Source organism: Thermomonas aquatica (genome assembly GCF_006337105.1).
In the GTDB taxonomy this organism is placed as follows: Bacteria; Pseudomonadota; Gammaproteobacteria; order Xanthomonadales; family Xanthomonadaceae; genus Thermomonas; species Thermomonas aquatica.
The window spans coordinates 112,014-135,166 of the sequence record NZ_CP040871.1 but is presented as its reverse complement, the minus strand read 5'-3'; the positions used below and the strand labels follow the sequence as shown (position 1 = coordinate 135,166).

Genomic DNA, 23,153 nt, shown 5'->3' with positions numbered 1-23,153 from the left:
CCCGGGCTCAGCGCGCGTAGACGTCGGTGGCCGGGAAGAAGTAGGCGGTCTCGATCGCCGCGTTCTCCAGCGAATCCGAACCGTGCACCGCATTCGCGTCAATGCTGTCGGCGAAGTCGGCGCGGATGGTGCCCGGCGCCGCTTCCTTCGGGTTCGTCGCGCCCATCAGTTCGCGGTTCTTCAGCACCGCGTTCTCGCCTTCCAGCACCTGGATCATCACCGGGCCGGAGATCATGAAGTTGACCAGCGCGTTGAAGAACGGACGCTCGCGGTGCACGGCGTAGAAGCCTTCCGCTTCCTGCTTGGACAGGTGCTTCATCTTGGCGGCGACGACCTTCAGGCCGGCCTTCTCGAAGCGGGAATAGATTTCGCCGATGACGTTCTTGGCAACGGCATCGGGCTTGATGATCGAAATGGTGCGCTCCAGCGCCATGGGAAATTCTCCAGTCAGGCGGGTCGCAAACTTCCCAGTTCGCTGACCCGAAGATAACAGAAAACCCGCGTACTGGCGCGGGTTTGGCCGATATGGCTGCGGAGAATTCTAACCGATGACGCGGCCCGTCCGCATCCACTTTCCGATGCCGGCGGTCGGCTGCCCGTTGACGCGTCGCGGAAACCCGGCCTAATATCAAACAAGCGTTTGATTCAGGAGACTGCCGGATGAGCCTGCAACACTTCTCCACCAAGGACCGGATCCTGCACGCGGCCGAGGAACTGTTCGCCGCGCAAGGGTTCGCCACCACTTCGCTGCGGCAGGTGACCAGCCGCGCGGACGTCAACATCGCCGCGGTCAACTACCACTTCGGCAGCAAGGACAACCTGGTCAACGAGGTGTTCCGCCGGCGCATGGACGAGATGAGCGCCGAGCGCCTGAAAGCGCTCAAGCACGCCCTCGACACCCGCCCGGGCGAGCTGGAACCGGTGCTTGCCGCCTTCGTCGAACCCGCGCTGGCGATGGCCCAGGACCGCCACGGCGGCGGCGCCTTCATCCGGGTGATCGCCCGCGCCTACGCCGAAAGCAACGACAGCCTGCGCAAATTCCTGTCCGACCAGTACGGCCACGTGCTGCGCGACTTCGCCAAGGCGATCGACGCCTGCGTGCCCGGCCTGGGCAAGGAAACCCTGTATCGCCGGCTGGACTTCCTGTCCGGCGCGCTGACCTATGCGATGGCCGACTTCGGCCTGATCAAGCGCCCGCACGGCGTCTCCGAGGCCACCCATCGCGAACGCGCCGCCAAGGCGCTGATCCGCTTCGCCGCCGCCGGCTTCCAAGCCGACGCGAACTGACGTTATACGATTTTTCAAGGAGTTGCATAATATGTCTGAGAAACTGCTTGTATGCCGTGCCGCGGTGCTTGGCGCCGGCGTAATGGGCGCGCAGATCGCCGCCCACCTGACCAATGCCGGGGTCGATACCGTGCTGTTCGACCTGGCCGCCAAGGAAGGCCCGGCCGATGGCGTGGTGCTCAAGGCGATCGGCAACCTGGGCAAGCTGTCGCCGGCGCCGCTGGCCAGCAAGTCGCTGGCCGAGGCGATCACCCCCGCCAACTACGACAGCGGGCTGGAGCTGCTCAAGGGCTGCGACCTGATCATCGAGGCCATCGCAGAGCGCATCGACTGGAAGCAGGACCTGTACAAGAAGATCGCCCCGTTCGTGTCGCCCACGGCGGTGCTGGCCAGCAATACGTCCGGCTTGGGAATCAACAAGTTGGCGGATGTTCTTCCCGAAGAGCTTCGGCACCGTTTCTGCGGCGTGCACTTCTTCAACCCGCCGCGCTACATGCACTTGGCCGAACTGATCCCGGCCAAGACCACCGATGCTTCGGTACTCGAGGGGCTGGAGACCTTCCTGGTCACCCAGCTCGGCAAGGGCGTGGTTTACGCCAAGGACACCCCGAACTTCATCGGCAACCGCATCGGCGTGTTCTCGATCCTGTCGGTGATCCACCACACCCAGCAGTCCGGCCTCGGTTTCGACGAGGTCGATGCCCTGACCGGCCCGCTGCTCGGCCGGCCGAAGTCGGCCACCTACCGCACCTCGGACGTGGTTGGCCTGGACACCATGGCCCACGTCATCAAGACCATGGCCGACACCCTGCCCGATGACCCCTGGCACCAGTACTTCAAGTCGCCGGCGTGGCTGGACGCGCTGATCGGCAAGGGCGCGCTGGGCCAGAAGACCGGCGCCGGCATCTTCCGCAAGGTCGGCAAGGACATCGTGGTCCTCGATCTCGAGAAGCAGGACTATCGCCCCGCCGACCGCGTCGCCGCGCCGGAAGTGGTCGAAATCCTCAAGGAGCGCGACCCGGCCAAGAAGTTCGCCGCCCTGCGCGCTTCCGCACACCCGCAGGCGCAGTTCCTGTGGGCCTGCTTCCGCGACCTGTTCCACTACAGCGCCTACCACCTGAAGGACATCGCCGAAACCGCGCGCGATGTCGACCTCGCCATCCGCTGGGGCTACGGCTGGTCGCTGGGCCCGTTCGAGACCTGGCAAGCCGCCGGTTGGAAGCAGGTCGCCGAATGGATCGCCGAGGACATCGTCGCCGGCAAGGCGATGAGTTCCGCCGCGCTGCCGGACTGGGTGTTCGACGGCCGCGAGGGCGTGCACGGCGCCGAGGGCAGCTACAGCCCGGCGCGCGACGCCAAGCTGCCGCGCTCGTCCCTGCCCGTCTACAAGCGCCAGCGCTTCCCCGACCCGGTGCTGGGCGAGCGCTTCGCCCCCGGCGAGACCGTGTTCGAGAACGAGGGCGTGCGCGCCTGGCACGACGGCGACGGCATCCTGGTCATTTCGTTCAAGACCAAGCTGCACACCGTCAGCGACAAGGTGCTGTCCGGCGTGCAGGAGGCCATCGCCATCGCCGAGCGCGACTTCCGCGGCGCGGTGATCTGGCAGCCGAAGGAGCCGTTCTCCGCCGGTGCCGACCTGTCCGGTGCGCTGGGCCTGCTGCAGTCCGGCGACCTCAAGGGCTTCGACGCGATGGTCGCCAACTTCCAGGCCACCAGCCAGCGCATCAAGTATTCGCTGGTGCCGGTGGTCGCGGCAGTGCGCGGGCTGGCGTTGGGCGGCGGCTGCGAATTCCAGATGCACAGCGCGCGCACCGTGGCCCACCTCGAGAGCTACATCGGCCTGGTCGAGGCCGGCGTCGGCCTGCTGCCGGCCGGTGGCGGCCTGAAGGAACTGGCGGTGCGCGCCTCCAACGCCGCGGGTCCGGGCGGCGACGTGTTCGCCGAACTGAAGAAGGTGTTCGAGACCATCGCGATGGGCAAGGTCTCGACCTCCGCGGTCGAGGCCAAGGAACTCGGCCTGGTGCGGAAGGACGACGTGGTCGCGTTCAACGCCTACGAGCTGCTGCACATCGCCAAGCAGGAAGCGCTGGCGCTGGCCGAACGCGGCTATCGCCCGCCGCTGCCGGCGCGCCGCGTGCAGGTGGCCGGCGAGGTCGGCATCGCCACCTTCAAGATGCTGCTGGTCAACATGCTGGAAGGCCGTTTCATCAGCCCGCACGACTACGAGATCGCCACCCGCATCGCCACCGTGCTCTGCGGCGGCGAGATCGACCGCGGTTCGCTGGTGGACGAGGACTGGCTGCTGCGGCTGGAGCGCGAGCACTTCGTGGCGCTGGCGCAGATGCCGAAGACGCAGGAGCGCATCGCGCACATGCTCAAGACCGGCAAGCCCTTGCGTAATTGAGCGACGACGACACAGGACTCATGACAATGATCAAGCAAATCCAGGACGCCTACATCGTCGCCGCCACCCGCACCCCGGTCGGCAAGGCGCCGCGCGGCGTGTTCCGCAATACCCGCCCCGACGACATGCTGGCGCACGTGCTGCGCAGCGTAGTCGCGCAGGCGCCGGGCATCGACGTCAACCGCATCGACGACGCGATCATCGGCTGCGCCATGCCGGAAGGCGAGCAAGGCATGAACGTGGCGCGCATCGGCGTGCTGCTGGCCGGCCTGCCGGACACGGTGGCCGCGCAGACCATCAACCGCTTCTGCTCCTCCGGCCTGCAGGCGGTGGCGCTGGCCGCCGACCAGATCCGGCTGGGCAATGCCGACCTGATGCTGGCCGGCGGCACCGAGTCGATGAGCATGGTGCCGATGATGGGCAACAAGGTCGCGCTGAGTCCGTCGGTGTTCAAGGACGACCACGTGGCGATCGCCTACGGCATGGGCATCACCGCGGAGAAAGTGGCCGAGGAATGGAAGGTGAGCCGCGAGGAACAGGACGCGTTCGCACTGGCCTCGCACCAGAAGGCCATCGCCGCGATCGCGGCCGGCGAATTCGCTTCCGAAATCAGCCCCTACGAAATCACCGCACACCTGCCCGACCTCGCCGGCAATGCCGTGCGGCTGAAGAAGTCGCTGGTCGAAACCGACGAAGGCCCGCGCCCGGACACCACCCTGGAAGGCCTGGGCAAGCTGCGCCCGGTGTTCCGCAACGGCCAGTTCGGCGGCAGCGTGACCGCCGGCAATTCCTCGCAGATGAGCGATGGCGCCGGCGCGGTGCTGCTGGCCTCCGAACGGGCGATCAAGGACTACGGCCTGACCCCGCTGGCCCGCTTCGTGAGCTTCAGCGTGGCCGGCGTGCGCCCGGAAGTGATGGGCATCGGCCCGATCGCGGCGATCCCGAAGGCGCTGAAGCAGGCCGGCCTGACCAAGGATCAACTCGACTGGATCGAGCTCAACGAAGCCTTCGCCGCGCAGGCGCTGGCGGTGATCAAGGACTCCGGCCTGGATCCGTCCAAGGTGAATCCGCTCGGCGGCGCCATCGCCCTCGGTCACCCGCTGGGCGCGACCGGCGCGGTGCGCACCGCGACCATCGTGCACGGCCTGCGCCGTCGCCAGCAGAAGTACGGCATGGTGACGATGTGCATCGGCACCGGCATGGGCGCGGCGGGGATCTTCGAGGCGCTTTGATTCCGCGCTGCGGCGGGAACGAAAAACGGGGCCGATGGCCCCGTTTTTTTGTACCGCGCTGGACGATTCAGTTCTCGACCACGCCCATTTCGTTCAAGGCGTTCTGCATCAACGCGCGTGCGGCATCGCTGAGCAATTCATGGTCCAGCGCATAGCGCACGGTGGCTTCGATCAGGCCGAGGTGGGTACCGCAGTCGAAGCGGGTGCCGTGGAAGCGGAACGCGTCGACTTGCTCCAACGGCAGCAGCTGGGCGATGGCATCGGTCAGCTGGATCTCGCCGCCACTGCCCTGCCCGGTCTTCTCCAGCAACTCGAAGATGCGCGGACTGAGCACGTAGCGCCCGACCACCGCGAGGTTGCTCGGCGCGTCCTCGGGCTTCGGCTTCTCGACGATCTGCGAGATGCGGCCCGCCTGCCCATCGAAACCTTCGGTGGCGACGATGCCGTAGCTCTTGGTCTGTTCGCGCGGCACGTCCTGCACCGCGATGGCGCTGCCGCCGGTGCGTTCGGCATGGTCGGCCATCTGCTTCAGCGCGCCGTCGCCGCGGCTCCAGATCAGGTCGTCCGGCAACAACACCGCGAACGGCTGGTTCCCGACCACGGGCTTCGCGCAGAGCACGGCATGCCCAAGGCCCAGCGCCTCGGCCTGGGTGACGAACACCGCGCGCACGCCGGGCGGCAGCACGTTGCGGATCAGTTCCAGCTGTTCGGCCTTGCCGGCCTTCTCCAGCTTCTGTTCCAGTTCGTAGGCCTTGTCGAAGTAGTCGGCCACCGCGTGCTTGTAGCGGTTGGTGATGAACACCAGGGTGTCGCAACCGGCTTCCACCGCCTCGTCCACCGCGTACTGGATCAACGGCTTGTCGACGATCGGCAGCATCTCCTTCGGCACGGTCTTGGTGGCCGGCAGGAAGCGGGTGCCGAGACCGGCGACCGGGAACACGGCGATGCGCACGCGGCGCGATGGATTCTGCTTCTGCATGCGTCGGTCGTCGGCCGTCGGTCGCTTACTGCTGGCGCGCGCGGCGTGCCGGGAACGCGACGATGGTCGATTCGCGCGCGTTGTCGGCATCGTCGGCCGACGGATTGAATTCCGGAACTGCCGCACGCAGCGACGCGGCGAGCCGATCGAGGTCGTAGCTGGCGGCGGCCTCGCGCAATGCCTGCAGCGCCGGCTCCACGCGCTCCCCGCTGACGCTGCGCGGCAAGGCCTGCAGGATCTTGGGATGGACGGTGGCGCTGTAGCGCTCGTCGACGTGGAACAGGGTTTCGTGCAGCTTCTCGCCGGGTCGCAGGCCGGTGTATTCGATGGCGATGTCCTTGCCCGGCTGCTTGCCGGCCAGGCGGATCATCTGCTCGGCGAGCATGCGGATCGACACTGCCTCGCCCATGTCCAGGGTGTACACCGCCTGCTGCGCGCCGATGGCCGAGGCCTGCAGGATCAACTGGCAGGCTTCGGGGATGGTCATGAAGTAGCGCGTCACGTCCGGGTCGGTGACCGTCACCGGCCCGCCGCGGCGGATCTGTTCGCGGAACAGCGGCACCACGCTGCCGGCCGAATCCAGCACGTTGCCGAAACGCACGGTCACGAAGCGGGTCGAACGCGGGTCGACCAGGGATTGGCAGAGCATTTCCGCCAGGCGCTTGGTCGCGCCCAGCACGTTGACCGGATCGACCGCCTTGTCGGTGGAGATCAGCACGAAGGTGCCGACGCCCGCATCGCGGCTGGCGCGCGCCACCACATCGGTGGTCAGCACGTTGTTGCGCACCGCTTCGCGCAGCTGCCGCTGCAGCAGCGGCACCTGCTTGTAGGCGGCGGCATGGAACACGGCTTCGGGTTCCGCTTCGCGCAAGGCATGCGCGATCACCGCCGGATCGCCGGCGTCGCCGAGCACCGGCAGGCATTCGATGCCGGGGAAATCGCGCCGCAAGTCGGCTTCGACCGTCAGCAGCGCGAGTTCGTCGATCTCGAGCAAGGCGATGCGCCTGGCGCCGTGGCGGGCGCATTGCCGGCACAGTTCGGAGCCGATCGAACCACCGGCGCCGGTCACCAGCACGGAACGCCCGCCCAGCCAGTTGCGGATCGCCTTCCAGTCCGGATTGAGCGGCTGCCGGCCGAGCAGATCCTCGATCGCCACTTCCTTCAGCTGGCCGGGCAGCGAGCGGCCATCCAGCACATCCGCCAGCCGCGGCACGGTGCGGAACGGCACCCCGCTCTCCTCGCAGATGCCGACCACGCGCCGCATCGCGATCGCATCCAGCGAGGGCATGGCGATGACCAGCAGCTGTACCCCGGTCTCGCGCGCGATCCGGACCACGTCGTTGACCCGGCCAAGGATCGGCAGCCCCTGCAGTCGGGTACCGCGCAGGGCGGCGGCGTCGTCGAGGAAGCCGACCGGCTGGTAGCGGCCGATCCGGCGCAGGTCGCGCACCAGCGCTTCGCCGGCCTGCCCCGCGCCGAGGATCAGCACGCGTTCGGCGGTGTCGTCCGAGCGCAGCAGGCGCTGGTCCTTCCAGGCACGGAAGATCAGGCGCGGCGCGCCCAGCAGCATGGTCAGCACGAACGGATACAGCAGCAAGGCCGCGCGCGACACCAGGTCGAGCCGGCTGTAGAAGAACAGCCCGGCCACCACCGCCAGCAGGCCCAGCAGGCTGGCCTTGAAGATATTGAGCAGGTCGGGGACGCTGGCGAAGCGCCACAGGCCCCGATACAGGCCGACCCGCCAGGAGATCAGACCCTGCGCCACCATCACGATCAGCACGGTGCTGGAAAACGGCTCCAGCGGCAGCGGGGTGGGCTGCAAGGCGTAACGCACGTAGTGCAGGCCCTGCCAGCAGACCCAGACCATGGCGAGGTCATGCACCATCACCGCCAGTCGCGGCAAGCCGTACTTGAACCGGTCCCGCCAGATCGTCATGTCCCGAATCCTTCGGTATTGTTCTTCTCGTAACGCCGGTGCAGCCGAAGCCACGCCCCTGCCGACGCCAGCAACACCGCCAGCGCCACCCCCAGCGCGATGCGCACGGGCCAATGCAGCGCCGCAAGCATGATCGCAACCGCCGCAAACGTCCAGAGCGCATAGCCGGCGCACACCCTGAGGTGCCCGCGCTGCCGGCTCCAGCGCTGGAACGCATGCTGCACGTGCGCCTGCCACCAGCGTTCGCCGCGGCGCATCCGCCACAACAGGGTCAGGCCGGCATCGGCCAGCATCGCCAGCGGCGGCAGCAGCAGCAGCGGCCAGCCGGCCATCGGCCGCGACGCGAATCCAGCCGCAAGCAAGGCCGCCACCACGTAGCCAAGCGCGCCACTGCCGACATCGCCGAGGAAGACCTTCGCCCGCGGCGCATTGAACGGCAGGAAGCCCAGGCAGGCACCGGCCAGGACCAAGGCCAGCAAGCGCCACGCATCGCCCAGCACGGCCGCGTATCCGGCCGCGCACAACAGGGCCTGGCTTGCCGCCAGGCCGTTGATGCCGTCCATGAAGTTCCATGCATTGACCAGCACCAGCGCCGACAGGAATGCGATGGCGACCACGACCGGTTGCGCTCCCTGCAGGTGCATCGCCCACGCCAGGCAGGCGGAGGCGACGGCATGCACCAGCAGCCGCGGCCAGGCCGGCAACGGGCGGTGGTCGTCCCACCAGCCGATCGCCGCGACCAGCGAAAGGCCAGCCGCGACCAGCCAGCCACTGCGCGAGGCCGGGCCGAAGCCCGCGGCGGCGGCCATCGCCACCAGGCAGGCGGCCACGATGCCGATGCCGCCACCGCGCGGGGTGGGGATGTCGTGGCTGCGGCGCTCGCCGGGTTGGTCGATCAGCTGGTTGCGATGGGCATGGGCGATGGACCAGGCGCTGCCGAGCGCGGACACCACGGCGGCCAGCAGGAAGGCGCCGGCCAGCATCGCCGGCGCCAGCGCCGCCGGCTCAGACCACGGCATAGTTCAGCAGCGGCTTCACCGTCCCCCATTCCTTGCAGCTGGGGCATTGCCAGTGGTGGCTGCGCGCGCCGAAGCCGCAACGGTTGCAGCGATAACTCGGGTTGCGCACCAGCAACTGGTCGGTGATGTGCTTGAGGTCGTGCAGGGTCGCCCTGGCGTCCGCCTGCTCCAGGTCGGGATGCTCGGCGAGGGTCAGGTCGATCAAGGCCGCTTCGCCGCGCACCGAGGGCCGGTCCTTCAGCTGCTGGCCCAGGTAACGCCGCGCCGCGGCCACGCCCTCCTCCGCCTCGACCATCCGGGTCAGCGCCAGCACCGGCGAGATGCCGCGGTAGTGTTCGCTCATCTCGGCCAGGAACGCGCGCGCGCCGGTGCGCTCGCCCACCTTGTCGTAGCTTTCGAGCAATGCCGGCAGGATCACCGGCAGGTAATCGGGATCGTGGCGGGCGGCGCGTTCGAACGCGCGGACCGCGCCCGCCGGGTTGCCGGCTTCGGCTTCGATCCGGCCTTCGCTGATGCCGGCGCGCACCGAGCTCGAGTCGGCGGCGTAGGCGCGGGCGATCGAGGCGCGCGCGGCCCCGATCTCGCCCGCGGCGCGCTGGCGGTCGGCCAGTTCGCATTCGAACTGGGCGACCAGCTTGCCCATCGGCTCGCCGGTGGCCGCCTCGAAGCGACTCGCGTTCTCGATCGCCTTCTCCCAGTCGCGCTCCGCCTGGTAGATGCCGATCAGGTGGCGCAATGCCTGCGGCGCGCGCTGGTCGATCCGCGCAAGGTCGGAGAACACGGTTTCGGCGCGGTCCAGCAGGCCGGAACGCATGTAGTCCTCGCCAAGCGCGGACAGCGCCTGCACCTTCTGCGCATCGTTGAGGTCGTTGCGCTGCGCCAGCGCCTGGTGCAGCCGGATCGCGCGGTCCACCTCGCCGCGGCGGCGGAACAGGTGGCCCAGCGCGACCTGGGTCTCGAAGGTGTCCTTGTCCAGTTCGGCGATGTGCAGGAACAACTCGATCGCCTTGTCCGGCTGTTCGTTCAACAGGTAGTTCAGCCCGCGGAAATAGGTGGTCGACAACTTGCTGACCTGGCTGTCGCTGTGGCGCTCGCCGCCGCGCCGGCCGATCACCCAGCCTGCCAGCGCCGCCAACGGCACCAGCACCACGAACCAGATCCACACGTCGAAATTGAAGCTACCCATTGGAAAGCCCGTCCATGTCGCTGTGCTCCATGCGCATCGCGCGCGCGGCGTTTTCGGCGCGGCGCAGGCGCCGGCGCAGTGGCGCCACCACGCCGACCGCGAGGATGGTGCCGCCCACCAGCACGCCCAGCAGCAACGCGACCAGCACGCTCAGGCCAAGGCTGGCGCGCACGCTGGCGATGCCGAAGTCGAGCAGCACGGGTTGGGTGTTCAGTGCGCCGACGATCGCACCCAGCAGGATGCAGGCGATGGCGACGATCAGGCGGATCAGGCGGATCATCGAGGTCGACCCTGCGGAATCGCCTGCTAGCTTAGCGGACTACGGCGGATCAGTCGTCGGTCGGCAGCGGCACGACGGTGGTCACGCGCTCGCGCAATTCCTTGCCCGGCTTGAAATGCGGGACATGCTTGCCCGGCAGGGCGACGGCATCGCCAGTCTTCGGGTTGCGGCCGGTGCGCGGCGGGCGGAAATGCAGGGAAAAACTGCCGAACCCGCGCACTTCGATGCGATCGCCGTCGGCGAGGGCGGTGCCCATCATCTGCAGCAACGACTTCACCGACAGGTCGACGTCGTCGGCCTTCAGGTGCGGCTGGCGCCGGGCCAGCAATTCGATGAGTTCGGACTTGGTCATGGACCCGTGCTTTGCAACTGCAACCATGAAAATGGCGGCCCGGCCGGAACCGGGCCGCCACGTTTGCTACGGCGAGCCGATCACTCGGACTTGCTGTTCAGCTGCTCGCGCAGCAGCGCGCCCAGCTTGGTGGTGCCGCTGGCGGCGTCGGAGGAGGCCTTGTTGTACTCGGCCATCGCTTCGGCGGTTTCGGCGTCGTCCTTGCCCTTGATCGACAGCTGCAGGCTGCGGCCCTTGCGGTCCATGCCCACGAACTTGGCTTCGACCTGCTGGCCGACCTTCAGGTACTGGCTGGCGTCGTCCACGCGCTCGTCGGCGACGTCGCGGGCCGACACGTAGCCTTCCACGCCCTCGCCGAGGTCGATGGTCGCGCCCTTGGCGTCGACTTCCTTGACGGTGCCGGTGACCTTGCTGCCCTTCGGGTTGCTCGCCATGAACTGGCCCAGCGGGTCCTGCTCCATCTGCTTGACGCCCAGGCTGATGCGCTCGCGCTCCGGATCGACCGCCAGCACCACCGCCTCGAGCGTGTCGCCCTTCTTGTAGTTGCGGGCGATGTCTTCGCCGGTGGAGTTCCAGGTGATGTCGGACAGGTGGATCAGGCCGTCGATGCCGCCGTCCAGGCCGATGAAGATGCCGAAGTCGGTGATCGACTTGATCTGGCCGGACACCTTGTCGCCCTTCTTGTGCATGGCGGCGAAGGTTTCCCACGGGTTGCTGGTGACCTGCTTGATGCCCAGCGAGATGCGGCGGCGCTCTTCATCCACGTCCAGCACCATGACCTGCACTTCGTCGCCGACCTGCACGACCTTGGCCGGGTTGACGTTCTTGTTGGTCCAGTCCATTTCGGAGACGTGCACCAGGCCTTCGACGCCCGGCTCGATCTCGACGAACGCGCCGTAATCGGTGACGTTGCTGACCTTGCCGAACACGCGGCTGTTGGCCGGGTAGCGGCGGGCGATGTTGTCCCACGGATCCTCGCCCAACTGCTTCAGGCCCAGCGAGACGCGGTTGCGCTCGCGGTCGTACTTCAGCACGCGGACGTCCAGCTCCTGGCCGACTTCGACCACTTCGGACGGATGGCGCACGCGCTTCCAGGCCATGTCGGTGATGTGCAGCAGGCCGTCGATGCCGCCGAGGTCGACGAACGCGCCGTAGTCGGTGAGGTTCTTGACCACGCCCTTCAGCACCGCGCCCTCGACCAGCTTCTCGAGCAGCTGCTCGCGCTCTTCCGAATGCTCGCTCTCGACCACCGCGCGGCGGGAGACGACCACGTTGTTGCGCTTGCGGTCCAGCTTGATCAGCTTGAACTCGAGTTCCTTGCCCTCGAGGTAGACCGGGTCGCGCACCGGGCGCACGTCGACCAGCGAGCCCGGCAGGAACGCGCGGACGTCCTTGATGTCGACGGTGAAACCGCCCTTCACCTTGCCGCTGATGCGGCCGACGATGGTCTCGTTCTTCTCGAGCGCTTCCTCGAGTTCGTCCCACACCATGGCGCGCTTGGCCTTCTCGCGCGACAGCACGGTTTCGCCAAAGCCGTTCTCGAGCGAGTCGAGCGCGACCTTGACCTCGTCGCCGATGCCCACGTCGATTTCGCCGGCGTCGTTGCGGAACTGCTCGATCGGGACGATGCCCTCGGACTTCAGGCCGGCGTTGATCACCACCACGTCGTTGCGGACGTCGACCACGATGCCCTTGACGATGGCGCCGGGCTTCAGCTTGGCGAGGTTGGCCTGGCTCTGTTCGAACAGTTCGGCGAAGGATTCGGTCATTACGGAATTCATGAAAAATCTCTGGTGGATACACAGGCCGCCCGCACTCACGGGGCGACCCACCTTGGGTCTGGCGTCGCGCAGGAACGCGCTTGGCCATGTGTGATGGTTGGATGGGCGCCACCCGACGCGGGATGCGCCAGGTGGAAGGATTCTGCGACGGGGGAAACGCGCTCAGCTCGCGCTGGGGCGGGACACGACATCCAGCACCAGCGCGACCACGCCATCGATGCCAAGGCCGGTGGTGTCGATGCGGACGGCGTCGTCGGCCGGTCGCAGCGGCGCCACCGCGCGACTGGCATCGCGGGCATCGCGGGCGAGAATCTCCCGTAGCAGACCGTCAAGTGTGACGGAAACCCCTTTGTCTTTCAACTGCTTATAGCGCCTTTCGGCGCGCTCGTCGGCGCTGGCGGTGAGGAACACCTTGTGGGCGGCATCCGGGAAGATCACCGTGCCCATGTCGCGGCCGTCGGCGACCAGCCCCGGCAGCTGCCGGAACACGCGCTGGCGGTCCTTCAGCGCGGCCCGCACCTCGGGGATCGCGGCAATGGCCGAGGCGGCGGCACCGGCGGTTTCGGTGCGCAGCTCGTCGGTGGCGTCCAGCCCGTTCACGATCACCCGCGGCTCGCCGGCGGCGTCGTCGCGGAAGCCGATCTCGGTGTCGAAGGTGCAGCGCACCAGCGCCGAGGCGTCGGACAGGTCGATGTCGGCCCAGCCGGCGGCGATGCCGACCGCCCGGTAGAGCGCGCCGGAATCCAGGTAATGCCAGCCCAGGCGCTGGGCCACGATGCGGCTGATCGTGCCCTTGCCGGAGCCGGACGGGCCATCGATGGTGAGGACGGGCGCGGTGGTATCCATGCCGGGAATTATGGCCGGCTTCGCCGCGGCTGCCGCAGCCCGGCAGTTTTTTCCTTCAAGCTATTGATTCGGCGAAACAAACCCCGCTAGAATGCGCGGCTTCGTGTTTCACCCATCCCGCTCCATCCACCGCTCCAATCCAACTTTTCGCCGAGGTTCTGTCATGAAGGTCCTGTCCTCCCTGAAGTCGGCGAAGGCCCGTCACCGCGACTGCAAGGTGGTCCGCCGTCGTGGCAAGGTCTTCGTGATCTGCAAGTCCAACCCGCGTTTCAAGGCGCGCCAGCGCTGATTCGCGCCACAGGTTGCACTGCCGAAGGCCGCCGCGTGCGGCCTTCGTCGTTTCCGCGGGCCGTCATCGCGGTTCGTTCACTTTTCAGGCATAGAATCCGCCGTTACCTCGTCTGCACAGGGAACGTCGCCATGAATCGTCTGACCTGCAGCATCCTCGCCGCCGCATCGCTTGCCGCGCCCTGCATCGCCCTCGCCCAGGACGTTCCGGTCCGGGGCGACGTCCTGCTGATCGAACGCGTGCGGGAGGAACCGGGCAACCTGCCGAAGCGCGGCATGAGCATGGCCCAGGTCGAAGCGAAGTACGGCGCGCCGAGCGATCGCCTGGATCCGCGCGGCGGGCAGAAGCGCGACTGGCCGACGATCAACCGCTGGACCTACCCGAACTTCACCGTCTATTTCGAGCGCAGCCGCGTCATCGACGTGGTGATGACCAAGGCCGACCCGGACGAGATCGGGCCGAAGCCGCCCACCACCTAAGAAACAAGCATGCAAGAGACCGTGCGCTTCCCCGCCGAGTGGGAACCCCAGTCGGCGATCCTGATCGCGTGGCCGAACGCCGACACCGACTGGGCCGAGCGCCTGGCCGAGGTCGAGGAGACCTACATCGCACTGGTCGCGGCGATCACCCGCTTCCAGCGCGTCGTCATCTGCGTGGCCGACGACGATGTCGAGACCTACGCGGAAATGCGCCTGCGCAGCAACCGCATCGACATGGAACGCGTGCGTTTCGTGACCGTGCCCTACGACGACACCTGGCTGCGCGATTCCGGCCCGATTGCGTTGCGCGCGGGCGACGGCTTCCGCCTGCTCGATTTCCGCTTCACCGGCTGGGGCGGCAAGTACGGCGCCAGCGACGACGACCGCCTGGTCGAGCGCCTGACCGCGCAGGGCGTGTTCGCCACGCAGGAGCGGCAGGTCATCGATTTCGCGCTGGAAGGCGGTGCCATCGAGACCGACGGCGACGGCACCCTGCTCACCACCTGGCAGTGCCTGCACGAACGCCATCCCGACGCCTCGCGCGAGGAACTGACCGCCAAGCTCGCCGGTTGGCTGCAGCAGGAGCGCGTGCTGTGGCTGGACCACGGCGCGCTGGAAGGCGACGACACCGACGCCCACATCGACACCCTCGCCCGCTTCGCGCCGGGCAACGGCATCGTGTTCCAGGCCTGCGATGACGAAGCGGACTCGCACTACGCCGACCTGAAGGCGATGGCGGACGAGATCGCCGCGCTGCGCACCAAGGATGGCAAGCCGTACCGATTGTTCCCGTTGCCGTGGGCGCAGCCGGTGATCGACATCGCTGAAGACGGAAGCCGCCGCCTGGCCGCGAGCTACGCCAACTTCCTGATCGTCAACGGCGCGGTGCTGATGCCGGCCTACGGCGATCCCGCCGACGATGCCGCCGCCGCCGTGCTGGCCGCAGCGTTCCCGGGCCGCGAAATCGTGCAGGTGCCCTGCCGCCCGCTGATCTGGCAGAACGGCAGCCTGCACTGCATCACCATGCAATTGCCCGAGGGCCTCGCCTGATGTCCAAGTACAGCAAGCTTCCCGTCGCGCTGGTGCAGGAACGCAACCACGGCGATGCCGCGGCGAACCTCGCCGTCATCGAAACCCGCGTGGCTGAGGCCGCCAGGTCCGGCGCCAAGCTCGTGCTGCTGCAGGAACTGCACAACGGCCCGTACTTCTGCCAGCACGAATCGGTGGACGAATTCGACCTGGCCGAGCCCATCCCGGGTCCGTCGACCGAACGCCTCGGCACGCTGGCGAAGCAGCACGGCGTGGTGCTGGTCAGCTCGCTGTTCGAGAAGCGCGCCACCGGGCTGTACCACAACACCGCGGTGGTCTTCGATGCCGACGGCAGCACCGCCGGCAAGTACCGCAAGATGCACATCCCGGACGATCCGGGCTTCTACGAGAAGTTCTACTTCACCCCGGGCGACCTCGGCTTCACCCCGATCGACACCAGCGTCGGCCGCCTCGGCGTGCTGGTGTGCTGGGACCAGTGGTATCCGGAAGCCGCGCGGCTGATGGCGCTGGCCGGCGCGGAACTGCTGCTCTATCCCACCGCCATCGGCTGGGATCCGTCAGACGAGCAAGCCGAAAAGAACCGCCAGCGCGATGCCTGGATCCTCAGCCATCGCGGCCATGCCGTCGCCAACGGGCTGCCGGTGCTGAGCTGCAACCGCGTCGGCCATGAAGCCTCGCCGCTGGGCGCGTCCGGCATCGACTTCTGGGGCAACAGCCATGTGCTTGGGCCGCAGGGCGAGTTCATCGCCGAGGCCGGCACCGATCCGACGATCCTGTTCGCCGATGTCGACATGGCGCGCAGCGAGCACGTGCGCCGGATCTGGCCGTTCCTGCGCGACCGCCGGATCGATGCCTACGGCGACCTCACCAAGCGCTATCGCGACTGAGCGCAGGCAGCGGGCCGATCCGACGAACGGTCAAATAAATCCGAACGGTCGTGCTATTGTCGCGGCCATGAACTCGCTTACCGCCACCAGCAAGGGCGCCGCCACCCGCGACGCCATCATCGACAAGGCCTACGAGATCGCTCGTTTCGCCGGCATCGAAGGCCTGTCGATCGGGCCGCTGGCGCAGGCGGTGGGGATGTCCAAGAGCGGCGTATTCGCCCATTTCGGTTCGCGCGAGGAGCTGCAGCTGGCCGTGCTGGAAGCGGCCGGCACGCGTTTCGGCGACTACGTGCTGGGCGCGGCCCTGTCGCAACCGCGCGGCCTGCCGCGGCTGCGCGCGCTGATGCGCAACTGGTTCGAGTGGGGGCGGCTGGAAAGCGGCGGCTGCGTGCTGGTGGCTTCGGTCAGCGAATTCGACGACCGCCCCGGCCCGCTGCGCGACCAGGTGCTGCGCAACGAGCGCCGCTGGCGCCAGGAACTGCAACGCGCCGCGCAGATCGCCATCGATTGCGGCCACCTGCGCGATGGCGACACCGACCAGTACGCCTTCGAGTTGTATGCGATCCCGCTGGCCATGCTCCACGAGGCCGGCCTGTTCGGTTACGAGCAGGCGCGCGGCCACGGCGACCGCGCGCTGGAGCGCTGGTTCGCCGCCCACGCCGCCTCCCCGCTCGCTGCTTCCCCCTGATCCCACGACGAGGTGCCGTCATGTCCATGCGCTTGGCTGAAATTAGCACGACCGTTCGTAATTACCTGAGGCTGCAGCTGGTACGGCTGACATTCCTGCTCGGCGGCCGCATCGCCCCGGATGCGATCGCGGCCAGGGCGGCACGACTGTTCACCACGCCGTTCGCCTCCAGCCGGGCGCGGGCGAACGCGGCGCCGACGCTGGGCGCGCGCGAGGAAGACCTCGGCATCGACGGCATCGCGATCCATACCTACGTCTGGGGCGACCCGGCCTTGCAGCCCTACGTGCTGTTCGCGCATGGCTGGTCCAGCCACGGCACCCGCGTCGCGCGCTGGCTGCAGCCGTTGCGCGACGCGGGATACGCGGTGGTGACCTTCGACCAGGCCGGGCACGGACGCAGCGGCGGCAGGCATACCACCCTGCCCGACTTCACCTGCCACCTGATGGCGGTGGCGAGGCATTACGGCCCGGCCGCGGCGGTGATCGGCCATTCGCTGGGCGGCGCGGCGACGGCACTGGCGCTGGCGCGCGGCATGCAGGCGAACAGCGCGGTGCTGATCGCGCCGGCCGCCGATCCGCTGGCCGCGGTCGAGCGCTTCTCCAGGCTGCTGTGGCTGGCCGGGCACCTGGGCCGACGCATGTTCGCCCGCTTCGAAACCGCGATGCGGTTCTCCGCCGACGAACTGCAGGCGCAGAACAATGCGCCGCGGATCGGGCGCCCGGCGTTGATCGTGCACGACATCGAGGACCGCGAAGTGCCGTGGGCCGAGGGCGAACGCTGGGCGCGCTACTGGCCGCAGTCGCGGCTGCTGAGCACGCGCGGCCTCGGCCACAACCGGATCGCCGACGACGCCGGCGTGATCGCCTCCGCCCTGCGCTTCCTGCGCGGCGAGGCGATCGGCGAGCGCGTGGTCTCCACCAGCGACCTGCCCTACGGACTGGCCTGAGCGGCAGCCGGCATCGCCATCGCGAAACCGTCTATCCTGCGCGGCCGCCATGCGAATGGCGGCCGTTTCCCGACGCCCACCCCGCACGACCGCGCAGGCACGATGACCACCGAACCCACCACCGATGCCTTCGCCGGGCAACCCATCGTCGAACTGGAACGCGATGGGGTCCGCTACACCCTGCTCGGCACCGCGCACGTGTCGAAGACCAGCATCGACGCGGTGCTGGCGGCGATCGACAGCGGCCGCTTCGACGCGGTGGCGGTGGAGCTGGACGAGCAACGCCACAAGGCGCTGACCAACCCGGACGCGCTGGCCCAGCTCGACCTGGTCAAGGTGATCCGCGAACGCAAGGTGGCGCCGTTCGCGGCGAACCTGGCGCTGGCCGCGTACCAGCGCCGGCTGGCGGAACAGCTCGACATCGAACCCGGCGCGGAACTGAAAGCCGCCGCGACCGAGGCGGTCGCGCGCAACCTGCACCTGCAGCTGATCGACCGCGACGTCGGCATCACCTTCCGCCGCATCCTGCAGGGCCTCAGCTGGTGGGACCGGATGAAGCTGATCGGCGGCCTCGCCGGCAGCTTGTTCGACAAGGAAGACGTGTCCGAGGACGACATCGAGCGGCTGAAGGAAGGCGACATGCTCGAATCCAGCTTCGGCGACTTCGCGCGCGACACGCCCTCGCTGTACGCCACCCTGATCGACGAACGCGACCAGTACATGGCGGCCAAGCTGCGCGAGCGCGACGATGGCGCGCAACACGTGCTTGCGGTGGTCGGCGCCGGCCATCTCAAGGGCATGGCGAAATACCTGGCCGACGAAACACGCGCGCCCGCCGCGCTGACCGCCGAACTCGCGCATGTCGCGAAGAAGCGCAACATCCCGTGGATCACCATCGTGCTGATGCTGTTGATCTGCGGCGGCATCGCCTGGGGTTTCGCCCGCGGCGGCGCCGACCTCGGCAAGGACCTGCTGCTGCAATGGGTGCTGTGGACCGGCGGCCTGGCCGGCCTCGGCGCGCTGCTGGCGCGCGGGCACCTGCTCAGCATCCTCACCGCCGCGGTGGCGGCGCCGCTCAAGCCGTTCCGCCCCGGCCTGCCGCCGGGCATGTTCAGCGCGCTGGTGGAAGTGCACCTGCGCAAGCCGGCCTATCCGGATTTCCTCGCATTGCGCGACGACGCGCAGACGCTTGGCGGCTGGTACCGCAACCGCGTGTGCCGGGTGGTGCTGGTGTTCCTGCTCACCAACCTCGGCAGCATGGCCGGCGTGTGGATCTCCGGCGCGGCGATCGTGCGCAAGCTGTTGGGCTGAACCCGCTCACGCCGCCCGCGGCCAACGCCACGCCAGCCAGGCGACGGCCCCGCACAGGGCGATTTCGATGCCGCTGTAGGCCAGGTAGAACCACCACGCACCGGGCATGGTGAGCGCGACGAACACCGCGTAGAACAGCGCCAGTCCGATGCACAGCCAACGCGCCAGGCGCGCCGGCAACGCCAGCGACAGGAACGCCATCAGTCCCGGCACCACCAGCAGCAGCGCGACGAACAGCAGCGAGCCCTGGCTGGCCGGGCCCATCGGGCCGGCGCCGTCGAGCATGTGCTGCAGCTTGCCGGGTTTGTACAGGCCGAAATAATCGCCGTAGAGGTAGCAGAAGGTCAGGCTGGACCACAGTGCGGACAGCTTCACCCGCAGCGGCAGTGGTGGATCGGACAAGGTTCGCGTTGCATCGACCGTCATCGGCGTTTCCCTCAATCGGTGGATGATCGCTGCAGGCCCGGGCGTGCGCCGAACGCGAGCAGCCACAGGCAGCTGCCGATCTCGCCGATGGCCGCCGGCATGCGCACGTAAGCCATCCATCCGGCATCCGCGATACCCGGCCACAAGCCGCCGAACACTTGCACGACATAGCCCACGCCGCCCAGCAGCAGGCACGCAGCCAACACCCGCGGCAGTCGGCCGGAACGCAGCACCAGCCAGCCGAACGGCAACAGCCACAGCCCCCAGAACAGGCTGGCGATGCGCAGGCCATGGCCATAGCGCTGCAGGCACAGCGCGAACGCGGCTTCCATCGCATCGGAAGCGGTGCCGGGCGCGCCTTCGAGCAGCGACAACGCCTCCATCCGGTGCGTCACCGCCACCAGCCCGATCGGCACGCTGACCGCCGCCAGCGCCACCATCAGCACCGCGGCTTGGCGGTTCACGTCGCCCAGCACCCGGTACAGCGCGAACGGCAGCAACAGGAACGCCACCTGCATCAGCAGGAAGGCGGCGATGCCGGCACGGAACAGATCCGCATGCGCCGAGGCCCCGGCGGGCGAGGCGCCCAGCTTCGACGGCACGTAGGCGAGGCAGAACATGCCGGCGAGCACCACGACCAGGTACAGCGCGCCTGAAATGCGCCCGTCGCGGCGCACGGCGACCGCGCCCGCGGTCATGCCGCGGCCCCGGCTTGGCGGCGCTGCGCGCGGGTCATGCGCGCCCTGCGGAGCAGCTTGGCGCTGCCCATGCGCAGGTCGTCCAGCATCGCGTAGATGGTCGGCAGGAACAGCAGGCTGACCACGGTCGAGAACGCCAGCCCGCCGGCGATCGCGCGCGCCATCGGGTAGTACGGCGGCATGCCCTCGGCGGTCTTGGTCGACAGCGCGATCGGGATCATCGCCAGGATCGCGGTGCCCATCGTCATCATGATCGGGCGCAGGCGTTCGCGGCTGCCTTCGACCAGCGCCTCGGTGCGCGGCAGGCCGCGCCGGCGCAGGTTGTTGATGTGCTCGATCATGACGATGCCGTTGTTCACCACCACCCCCATCAGCACCAGGATGCCGATCACCGCCATGATGTTCATCTCGGTGCCGGTGATCCAGAACAGCCAGTACACGCCGAAGATCGAGAACAGCACGCAGGACATGATCGCCAGCGGGAACAGCAGCGACTCGAACACCGCGGCCATGATCACCAGCATCAGCACCAGCGCGATGCCGATCGCGCGCATCATCTGCGCCATGCCGTCGAAGTTGATGTTGAAGCCGCCGCCGTCGAAGGTGTAGCCGTAGCCGGGCGGGAACTGCATCGCCTTCAGCGAATCCTCGATCGACTTGCGCGCGTCCTCCATCGACACGTCCTTGGCCAGCCCCGCCTGCACCTGCAGCATGGTCTGCCGGCTCTGGCGCTGGATCTGGGTGGCGGCCGGGCTCATGCCCACGTCCACCATCGCCAGCAGCGGCACGTCGGTGCCGTTGGGCGCGCGCACCATGAAGGTCGACAGGTCCTCGACGCCGTAATCGTCCGAACCGGCGAAGCGCACGTTGACCGGGATCTCGATTTCCTCGCGGTGGAAGTCGCGCAGCGAGGAGCCGCGCAGGGCCATGCCGACGAACTGCGCCACCTGCTGCGCGCTGAAGCCGTAGGCGGCGGCGCGCTCGCGGTTCACCCGCACCGTGAGCTCGGTGTTGGCGTCGCCGGTGTCGACCCGCACGTCGCGCAGCTTCGGGTTGCGGCCCAGCATCGGCACGATGTCCGCGGCCAGTTCCTGCAGGGTCTGGGTGGAATCGCCGACCAGGCTGAAGGTAATGCCCTTGCTGTCGTCGCCGCCCATCCCGCCCGGCCAGCCGATGCCGAGGTTGGCGCGCGCCGACTTGGGCAGGCCCTTGCGCACCTCCTCGGAGATCTTCTTGTTGAGTTCCGGGTCCTCGACGTCGAGGAACAGGCGGGTCTGCGCCCAGCCCTGCTCGCTGTAGCGGCTGTACACGCGCTCGACGTGGAACGGCTTGCGGTTGGCGTTGACGTAGGCCTCCACCCGCGCCACTTCCTTGCCCATTTCCTCCTTGGAATAGGCGCCCTTCCACTGGTAGAAGATGTTGATCTCGGTGGGGTCGTTGTCGTCGCCGCCGCCCTGGGTGTGGGTCATCGGGTACACGCTGACCAGCGAGATGGCGAGGATGCCGGCCACGCTCCAGCCGCGGTGCTCCAGGGTCCAGCGCAGCGCGCGCGCATAGCGCGCCTGCAGCGCGGTGATGAACGGCGACTTCAGCGCCGGCGGGGTCTTCATCCGCGCCGACAGCATCGGGATCAGGCTGATCGCGACCAGCCACGAGGCCAGCAGCGAGAACGAGATGGTCACCGCCAGCTGCGACAGGTAGATGGTGATGATGTTCTTCTCGCCGAACATCATCGGCAGGAACACCACGCAGTGGCACAGGGTGCCCGCGGACAGCGCGATGGCGACGTGGCGGGTGCCGATGACCGAGGCCAGCCACGGCCGGTCGGGGTACTTCTCGCGCTCCTGGTAGATGCTCTCGACCACCACCACCGCGTTGTCGACCAGCATGCCCACCGCCAGCAGCAGGCCCATCATCGAGATGATGTTGAGCGAGATGCCGGTGAAGTACATGAAGCCCAGGGTCATGACGAAGCAGATCGGGATCGCCGTGCTCACCATCAGGGTGGACGGCCAATGGCGCAGGAACGCGTACAGCACGATCACCGACAGCAGCAGGCCGATGCCGCCGGCTTCCGCCAGCGCCAGCAGCGAGCTGGTCACCGCCTGGCCCTGGTCGTCGGTGACCTCGATGTTGACCCCGCGCATCGCCGGATCCTTCTCCAGTTCGGCGATCTCCGCGCGCACCGAGCGCGACAGGTCGACCAGGTTGGCCGAGCGCTCCTTGTAGATGTCCACGCCGACGCTGGGCTTGCCGTCCATCCGCCGCACGTAGTCCATGCGCTGCGGCTTCAGGTCGATGTCGGCGACGTCGGACAGGCGGGTGCCGCGCTGGTCGATGCGCAGGTCGCGCAGCTGCTGCAATTCCAGCAGTTCGCCGCGCGGCTGCACGCGCAGGCGCCGCCCCGCCTCGCTGATCTCTCCCGCGGAAACCGAGAAGTTGGCCGCCTGCAGCTGCTGCACCAGCGCGTTCAGCGCCACCCCGTGCGCGTTGAGCCGGTCCTTGTCCAGCGCCACCAGCACTTCCTGCTTGGCCACGCCCTCCACTTCCACCCGGGCGACGCCCGGCAAGCGCTCCAGGCGCTGCTTGATGCTGCGTTCGATCAGGTCGGCGCGGGTGGTCAGGTCGACGCTGCTGGTCAGGCGCAGGCTGAGCGCCTCGCGGTCCGAGGTGCTCCAGCGGAACACGAAATAGCGGCGGAAATCGTCCGGCAATTGGTCGCGGATCGCGTCGATGCGCTCGCGCGCCTCCGACGCGGCGATCGCGATGTCCTTGTTCCAGTCGCTGAAGCGCACCTGGACCGAACCGCCTTCGGCGTTCGCCCGCGAGTTCATCGATTCGATGCCGGGCATCGTCGCCAGCGCTTCCTCGACCGGCCGCACCAGGTTGCGCTCCACTTCCTCCGAGGTCGAGCCGGCGTACGGCAATTGCACGAAGAAGAACGGGATGCTGGCTTCAGGCTCGGCTTCCAGCGGCAGCCGGAACGAGGCGATCAGGCCGATCACCACCATCGACACGAACAGCATGATCGTGGTGATCGGGCGGCGGATGGACAGTTCGGTGATGTTCATCGCGC

The 23,153-nt window shown here is 68.1% G+C and carries 22 protein-coding genes; 10 read left to right on the top strand and 12 right to left on the bottom strand.

Annotation, left to right across the window (positions count from 1 at the left end; translation table 11 throughout):
• Positions 1-7 precede the first annotated feature (7 nt).
• The gene (gene ndk / locus FHQ07_RS00655; RefSeq protein WP_139714820.1) at positions 8-433 is read right to left on the bottom strand and encodes a nucleoside-diphosphate kinase; all 426 of its coding nucleotides are present in this window, start codon (positions 431-433) and stop codon (positions 8-10) included.
• Between the two features lie 227 nt (positions 434-660).
• Here ndk and FHQ07_RS00650 point away from each other — a divergent pair, with 227 nt between their 5' ends.
• From FHQ07_RS00650 to FHQ07_RS00640, 3 genes are read left to right on the top strand one after another with little or no spacing between them, the layout of a single operon-like run.
• On the top strand, positions 661-1,287 hold the full coding sequence (locus tag FHQ07_RS00650) for a TetR/AcrR family transcriptional regulator (protein ID WP_139714819.1): 627 nt from the start codon (positions 661-663) through the stop codon (positions 1,285-1,287).
• Between the two features lie 31 nt (positions 1,288-1,318).
• Positions 1,319-3,691, top strand: a complete 2,373-nt coding sequence (locus FHQ07_RS00645; protein ID WP_139714818.1) for a 3-hydroxyacyl-CoA dehydrogenase/enoyl-CoA hydratase family protein — start codon at positions 1,319-1,321, stop codon at positions 3,689-3,691.
• A 26-nt stretch (positions 3,692-3,717) separates the two neighbouring features.
• On the top strand, positions 3,718-4,923 hold the full coding sequence (locus tag FHQ07_RS00640) for an acetyl-CoA C-acyltransferase (protein WP_139714817.1): 1,206 nt from the start codon (positions 3,718-3,720) through the stop codon (positions 4,921-4,923).
• A 67-nt stretch (positions 4,924-4,990) separates the two neighbouring features.
• Here the strand turns inward: FHQ07_RS00640 and galU are convergent, their stop codons facing one another.
• From galU to cmk, 8 genes are all read right to left on the bottom strand, one after another.
• Positions 4,991-5,902 carry a UTP--glucose-1-phosphate uridylyltransferase GalU gene (galU, locus tag FHQ07_RS00635; RefSeq protein WP_139714816.1) on the bottom strand — a complete coding sequence of 304 codons (912 nt, stop codon included), beginning with the start codon at positions 5,900-5,902 and terminating at the stop codon, positions 4,991-4,993.
• Between the two features lie 25 nt (positions 5,903-5,927).
• Positions 5,928-7,838: a polysaccharide biosynthesis protein gene (locus tag FHQ07_RS00630; protein WP_139714815.1), complete on the bottom strand. Its 1,911-nt coding sequence runs from the start codon at positions 7,836-7,838 to the stop codon at positions 5,928-5,930.
• Positions 7,835-8,857, bottom strand: a complete 1,023-nt coding sequence (locus tag FHQ07_RS00625; RefSeq protein WP_240703520.1) for an MraY family glycosyltransferase — start codon at positions 8,855-8,857, stop codon at positions 7,835-7,837. Before FHQ07_RS00625 ends, FHQ07_RS00630 begins: the two co-directional genes overlap by 4 nt.
• A complete protein-coding gene (lapB, locus tag FHQ07_RS00620) occupies positions 8,844-10,043 on the bottom strand; it encodes a lipopolysaccharide assembly protein LapB (protein ID WP_139714814.1) in 1,200 nt (399 codons plus the stop codon). Before lapB ends, FHQ07_RS00625 begins: the two co-directional genes overlap by 14 nt.
• Positions 10,036-10,323: a lipopolysaccharide assembly protein LapA domain-containing protein gene (locus tag FHQ07_RS00615; RefSeq protein ID WP_139714813.1), complete on the bottom strand. Its 288-nt coding sequence runs from the start codon at positions 10,321-10,323 to the stop codon at positions 10,036-10,038. The genes lapB and FHQ07_RS00615 overlap by 8 nt, the downstream gene beginning before the upstream one ends.
• 49 nt (positions 10,324-10,372) lie before the next feature.
• Complete coding sequence (locus tag FHQ07_RS00610; RefSeq protein ID WP_338419649.1) at positions 10,373-10,708, bottom strand: integration host factor subunit beta; 336 nt, start codon at positions 10,706-10,708, stop codon at positions 10,373-10,375.
• A gap of 47 nt (positions 10,709-10,755) precedes the next feature.
• The gene (gene rpsA / locus FHQ07_RS00605) at positions 10,756-12,444 is read right to left on the bottom strand and encodes a 30S ribosomal protein S1 (RefSeq protein ID WP_139714811.1); all 1,689 of its coding nucleotides are present in this window, start codon (positions 12,442-12,444) and stop codon (positions 10,756-10,758) included.
• Positions 12,445-12,618: 174 nt separating this feature from the next.
• Complete coding sequence (cmk, locus tag FHQ07_RS00600; RefSeq protein WP_139714810.1) at positions 12,619-13,302, bottom strand: (d)CMP kinase; 684 nt, start codon at positions 13,300-13,302, stop codon at positions 12,619-12,621.
• A 163-nt stretch (positions 13,303-13,465) separates the two neighbouring features.
• Here cmk and ykgO point away from each other — a divergent pair, with 163 nt between their 5' ends.
• From ykgO to FHQ07_RS00565, 7 genes are all read left to right on the top strand, one after another.
• Positions 13,466-13,591, top strand: a complete 126-nt coding sequence (gene ykgO, locus FHQ07_RS00595) for a type B 50S ribosomal protein L36 (protein ID WP_010342887.1) — start codon at positions 13,466-13,468, stop codon at positions 13,589-13,591.
• A 131-nt stretch (positions 13,592-13,722) separates the two neighbouring features.
• Positions 13,723-14,070: a hypothetical protein gene (locus tag FHQ07_RS00590; protein WP_240703518.1), complete on the top strand. Its 348-nt coding sequence runs from the start codon at positions 13,723-13,725 to the stop codon at positions 14,068-14,070.
• A 9-nt stretch (positions 14,071-14,079) separates the two neighbouring features.
• On the top strand, positions 14,080-15,120 hold the full coding sequence (locus FHQ07_RS00585) for an agmatine deiminase family protein (protein WP_139714809.1): 1,041 nt from the start codon (positions 14,080-14,082) through the stop codon (positions 15,118-15,120).
• Complete coding sequence (locus FHQ07_RS00580) at positions 15,120-16,007, top strand: carbon-nitrogen hydrolase (RefSeq protein WP_139714808.1); 888 nt, start codon at positions 15,120-15,122, stop codon at positions 16,005-16,007. The genes FHQ07_RS00585 and FHQ07_RS00580 overlap by 1 nt, the downstream gene beginning before the upstream one ends.
• Positions 16,008-16,074: 67 nt before the next feature.
• Positions 16,075-16,695: a TetR/AcrR family transcriptional regulator gene (locus tag FHQ07_RS00575; RefSeq protein ID WP_139714807.1), complete on the top strand. Its 621-nt coding sequence runs from the start codon at positions 16,075-16,077 to the stop codon at positions 16,693-16,695.
• Between the two features lie 20 nt (positions 16,696-16,715).
• Positions 16,716-17,642 carry an alpha/beta fold hydrolase gene (locus FHQ07_RS00570; RefSeq protein ID WP_240703517.1) on the top strand — a complete coding sequence of 309 codons (927 nt, stop codon included), beginning with the start codon at positions 16,716-16,718 and terminating at the stop codon, positions 17,640-17,642.
• Between the two features lie 102 nt (positions 17,643-17,744).
• A complete protein-coding gene (locus FHQ07_RS00565; RefSeq protein WP_139714806.1) occupies positions 17,745-18,953 on the top strand; it encodes a TraB/GumN family protein in 1,209 nt (402 codons plus the stop codon).
• A 6-nt stretch (positions 18,954-18,959) separates the two neighbouring features.
• Here FHQ07_RS00565 and FHQ07_RS00560 read toward each other — a convergent pair whose 3' ends face one another.
• From FHQ07_RS00560 to FHQ07_RS00550, 3 genes are read right to left on the bottom strand one after another with little or no spacing between them, the layout of a single operon-like run.
• Complete coding sequence (locus tag FHQ07_RS00560; RefSeq protein ID WP_139714805.1) at positions 18,960-19,379, bottom strand: DUF6326 family protein; 420 nt, start codon at positions 19,377-19,379, stop codon at positions 18,960-18,962.
• 11 nt (positions 19,380-19,390) lie between these two features.
• Positions 19,391-20,077, bottom strand: coding sequence for a DUF4386 domain-containing protein (locus FHQ07_RS00555; RefSeq protein WP_139714804.1), 687 nt, complete (start codon positions 20,075-20,077; stop codon positions 19,391-19,393).
• Positions 20,074-23,148, bottom strand: a complete 3,075-nt coding sequence (locus FHQ07_RS00550) for an efflux RND transporter permease subunit (protein ID WP_139714803.1) — start codon at positions 23,146-23,148, stop codon at positions 20,074-20,076. The genes FHQ07_RS00555 and FHQ07_RS00550 overlap by 4 nt, the downstream gene beginning before the upstream one ends.
• Between the last annotated feature and the right edge of the window lie 5 nt (positions 23,149-23,153).